This is a genomic window from Oscillatoria salina IIICB1 (genome assembly GCF_020144665.1).
Taxonomy (GTDB): domain Bacteria; phylum Cyanobacteriota; class Cyanobacteriia; order Cyanobacteriales; family SIO1D9; genus IIICB1.
This window is the reverse complement of record NZ_JAAHBQ010000135.1, coordinates 1-3,589: the sequence shown is the minus strand read 5'-3', so window position 1 is coordinate 3,589 and position 3,589 is coordinate 1. Positions and strand designations below refer to the sequence as shown.

The window sequence follows — 3,589 nt, the reverse complement described above, 5'->3', positions numbered from 1 at the left end:
AACTCCAAGCAAATCAAGAAAGAAGGATATCTTACCTTAGCGACTTTGCGACTTTGCGAGAAACTCAAACAAACTAACTTATCTAAAGACTACCGAAAAACTACCCAAGCCAGTAAAATAGATAGGTAGGAGCAAGAAACTCCAATCAACGAGATAAGTGAGGATATTTTACCTTCGCGACTTCCCAAGAAACCCAACCATGTCACTCACCCCAATTTCCGAAACCTTAACCACAAACAAACTAAAAAATATCAGTCTCGTCGCGACTGACATGGATGGTACATTGACTCAAAAGGGTAAATTTACATCTCAATTTTTGTTGGCTTTAGAGCAGCTAGCCCAAGCTAAAATAAAAGTGCTGCTGATTACGGGAAGATCTGCGGGATGGGTAAGTGGTTTGAAAACGTATCTTCCGGTAGTGGGTGCGATCGCGGAAAATGGCGGACTATATTATCCTAGTAAACAAGATACTCCCGAAATTCTCATTTCTCTCGGATCTATTGACGAACATCGTCGCAAATTACAGCAAACTTTCCAATACCTTACGAGTAAGTTTCCTCAGCTACGCGAGTCAGCAGATAACCGCTTCCGCATGACTGACTTGACTTTCGATGTTGCAGGATTAACCATAGAAGAATTAGAAACTATCAGCAAAATTTGTCACCAGCAAGGGTGGGGTTTTACTTACAGTAATGTCCAATGTCACCTTAAACCACTGCAACAAGATAAGGCAACTGGGCTACAACAAGTATTAAGACAACATTTCCCCGAAATTCCCACCGAACAAGTTATGACTGTTGGTGATAGTCCGAATGACGAAACGATGTTCGATGCTGGTAAATTTGACTTTTCTGTTGGTGTGGCTAATTTACTCCACTACACTAAGCAATTAAATTACTTACCTACCTACGTGACGAGTTTAGCTGAATGTGAGGGATTTTGTGAATTAGCGAAATTATTGATTCAGCAACGAGAAACTAGCCGTTAAATTTGGGGAGACTTAACTAATTTCTCGAAAAGGGGTCTATATGAGCGCACCTTTTCCACTATATACAGTATAGACAAAAATCCTCAATTATGCAATAGGTAGAGAGAAAATTTTTGGCATAGCGATCGCACTATCGCCCCCATTCCAAGTCTAAGATTTGCTGAAGATGGACAAGGAGGATTTGGCGCTAATTAATAAAATTATCGCGATCGCTCCTTTTAGGGGTAGAGGTAAGAAGACTAAGCTGAGAAATAAGCAGATTACCGCGATAACGATCGCTAAAATCGATTCAATCTCGTCAGTCACGTTGAGGCTGACGTAAATTCCCACGATCGCAAGGGCTAAACTAACAAATAAACCTAACATAATAATCGCCTCACAAAGCTTAAATACAATTCTGGTAACTCACTTCTGATTAAATTTTCCTAACAAGAAGTGGCTTGACATTCTTAGTCTGACTTATTTAAACTAAATTCTGAGCGATCTCAAGCTATTCCGGAGTGTGAATCTACTCAACTGTTATCGCGATCGCAACTACCCTTCTCTAGCGATCGCGATCGCAATCTAGATAAATTTGCTCAAATTCCTCGCTCTAACAAGATTTTAGGACAAAATTTGGCTTAAATTGAGGACAAATCCCGGTAGTGCGTCTTCTCCTGATAAGCTAGTAGGAGACTGCAAAATCTCCACTTCTTTTCCTTGACGGTAAATTTCTACTTGTTGGTTTTCAGGATCGATCAACCAGCCTAAACTTACGCCACAATCGATGTATTCTTGCATTTTACTTCGCAATGTCTCTAGGCGATCGCTCGCAGATCGCAATTCGATGATAAAATCAGGAGCGAGCGGTAAAAATCGGTTGGGATCTGGGTTTAAAGCTTCTATTCGTGACTTTTTTACCCAAGCTGCATCAGGAGAACGATTTGCGCCATTAGGAAGTCGAAAACCTGTGGAAGAGTCAAAGGCTAATCCTGTTCCATTTGCATCTGTCCAATTGGCTAAACGTTGTGTTAATTTACTATTTTGGTTTCCGCTTACCCATCCTGTCGGTGGCATAATAATTAATTCTCCCTCAGCAGTGCGCTCAAGTCGCAAATCTCGATTATTCTGACATAATTGAAAGAATTGTTCGTCAGTTAAGTCGATGACTGGATGTAAATTAAGAGTTAAGGCTGTCATTGTCGTTTGGCGATCGCGCGGTGAATCAATTTAAAATTAAAAAAGGGCTAAAGCCCTCACTACAAACAGAAAATTTTTCAATTTAAGTAATGGTTAAACAACTATTACTTATCTTTAATTATTTTGTAACCACTGATAAAACTTTCACCATCAGGTAAATATGTCCATTGCCACTCTACCTTTTCATCTTCGTTTAACTCAACTTTGAGAACTGAACCCGATCTTAAGCTAGTATTTGTTTGGGGTGCAAAAACGACTCGTTTCTGAGGATTTTTTGCTAGTTGCACGTTCATAGTTAGAATTACTCCACCGCTTTTTTTTAAGTTAACACAATCTTAGTTTTTTCCTCACTCTTCATCACCCGCAGAAATTCTAAGGGTAAGCCATCACTATCGGCGATAAAAGTAACTTCGTAGACAGTTTCGCCGATCGTTTGCTGGTGAGGTTCTAATAATACTTTTAACGGTGACAACTGGGGATTTGTTTCTGCGGCTAACTGAAACTTTTGCTTTAAATTATCTAACCAATCTGCTATATCACAATTTATCTTATTTGTCAAGTCAAAAGAAAGATGATAATAACCGACATAATGTTCGTCATGAAAAGCATCGGGAGGGGGTGACGGTTCGGGAATTTGAATCAACTCGATACGCCCATCAAGCCCTTCCAGCCAGCAAGCGAGAGTATAACCAGTAGTAAAGCGATCGCTAAGTGTGAAACCGAGTTGTTCGTAGAAAGCGATCGCCCGATGAATATTCGCCGTGCGGATCGAAGCATGGTGCATCACTCAAACAAACGAAAATAAGGATAACGTACCGGAACGCCCGGTTCTTTTTCGAGATCGAAATTAATCACTTCCCAGCGCGGATCTTCTGGCGGATCTGGGCTAAATTCCACAGGTAAACCATAAAGTCGCGGCGAAGGAGAATCTGAATTACCACCTCGCCAAGGAGAACTGCGTTCTAAATAAGCACTAACTAAATCTCGATAGCGACTAGCAATAATTACTCTCGTCGCCCGATAGCCTTGGGTATAAAGTCGATCTAGCTGTTCGTGAATTTCAAAGCGAATGCCATCCGGATGAGTATGCTGTCGGAACCATTCACCCTCCCACCTACGCCAGTGACGACCAGACTGTAGATGAATTAGTTCGCCAGTTTTGGGGTCTGCTTCAAAAGCGCCGTGACGGGGACACAAATAAGTATCTGTCAGTGTCAAAGCGGGAATTGTCTGACGACAATGAGGGCATTGAATTTCCGGACCGAATAGAGGATACTGCAAGCTTGCATTCATCGTTGGTGGCATAATCTCATCTTCAGCGCTTGCGCCAGTAGCAGTGAATCCATTATATCTGTTGACATCCTCTCATCGCTAAATCAAAGATTCTAGATGGGAACATTATGAGTCAACTCACCCCTCCCA

6 protein-coding genes are annotated in these 3,589 nt (G+C 41.4%); 1 reads left to right on the top strand and 5 read right to left on the bottom strand.

Annotated features, from left to right (window positions below):
• Positions 1-199 precede the first annotated feature (199 nt).
• A complete protein-coding gene (locus tag G3T18_RS24365; protein WP_224413193.1) occupies positions 200-988 on the top strand; it encodes an HAD family hydrolase in 789 nt (262 codons plus the stop codon).
• A 150-nt stretch (positions 989-1,138) separates the two neighbouring features.
• Here G3T18_RS24365 and G3T18_RS24360 read toward each other — a convergent pair whose 3' ends face one another.
• The 5 genes from G3T18_RS24360 to G3T18_RS24340 all read right to left on the bottom strand — a co-directional run bounded on the left by G3T18_RS24360 (position 1,139) and on the right by G3T18_RS24340 (position 3,460).
• A complete protein-coding gene (locus G3T18_RS24360; protein WP_224413192.1) occupies positions 1,139-1,354 on the bottom strand; it encodes a hypothetical protein in 216 nt (71 codons plus the stop codon).
• Positions 1,355-1,591: 237 nt separating this feature from the next.
• Positions 1,592-2,167 (bottom strand): Uma2 family endonuclease, encoded by a 576-nt coding sequence (locus tag G3T18_RS24355; RefSeq protein ID WP_224413191.1) that lies wholly within the window; start codon positions 2,165-2,167, stop codon positions 1,592-1,594.
• Between the two features lie 104 nt (positions 2,168-2,271).
• Positions 2,272-2,460 carry a hypothetical protein gene (locus G3T18_RS24350; RefSeq protein ID WP_224413190.1) on the bottom strand — a complete coding sequence of 63 codons (189 nt, stop codon included), beginning with the start codon at positions 2,458-2,460 and terminating at the stop codon, positions 2,272-2,274.
• Positions 2,461-2,486: 26 nt separating this feature from the next.
• Positions 2,487-2,951, bottom strand: a complete 465-nt coding sequence (locus tag G3T18_RS24345) for a VOC family protein (protein WP_224413189.1) — start codon at positions 2,949-2,951, stop codon at positions 2,487-2,489.
• A complete protein-coding gene (locus G3T18_RS24340; RefSeq protein ID WP_224413188.1) occupies positions 2,951-3,460 on the bottom strand; it encodes a TIGR02652 family protein in 510 nt (169 codons plus the stop codon). The genes G3T18_RS24345 and G3T18_RS24340 overlap by 1 nt, the downstream gene beginning before the upstream one ends.
• Positions 3,461-3,589 lie beyond the last annotated feature (129 nt).

What these genes read in the sequence shown, in the direction of transcription:
- G3T18_RS24365 (WP_224413193.1), top strand. Translation starts at nt 200, where the DNA reads ATGTCACTCACCCCAATTTCCGAAACCTTAACCACAAACAAACTAAAA.
- G3T18_RS24360 (WP_224413192.1), bottom strand. Translation starts at nt 1,354, where the DNA reads ATGTTAGGTTTATTTGTTAGTTTAGCCCTTGCGATCGTGGGAATTTAC.
- G3T18_RS24350 (WP_224413190.1), bottom strand. Translation starts at nt 2,460, where the DNA reads ATGAACGTGCAACTAGCAAAAAATCCTCAGAAACGAGTCGTTTTTGCA.
- G3T18_RS24345 (WP_224413189.1), bottom strand. Translation starts at nt 2,951, where the DNA reads ATGCACCATGCTTCGATCCGCACGGCGAATATTCATCGGGCGATCGCT.
- G3T18_RS24340 (WP_224413188.1), bottom strand. Translation starts at nt 3,460, where the DNA reads ATGAATGCAAGCTTGCAGTATCCTCTATTCGGTCCGGAAATTCAATGC.
- G3T18_RS24355 (WP_224413191.1), bottom strand. Translation starts at nt 2,167, where the DNA reads ATGACAGCCTTAACTCTTAATTTACATCCAGTCATCGACTTAACTGAC.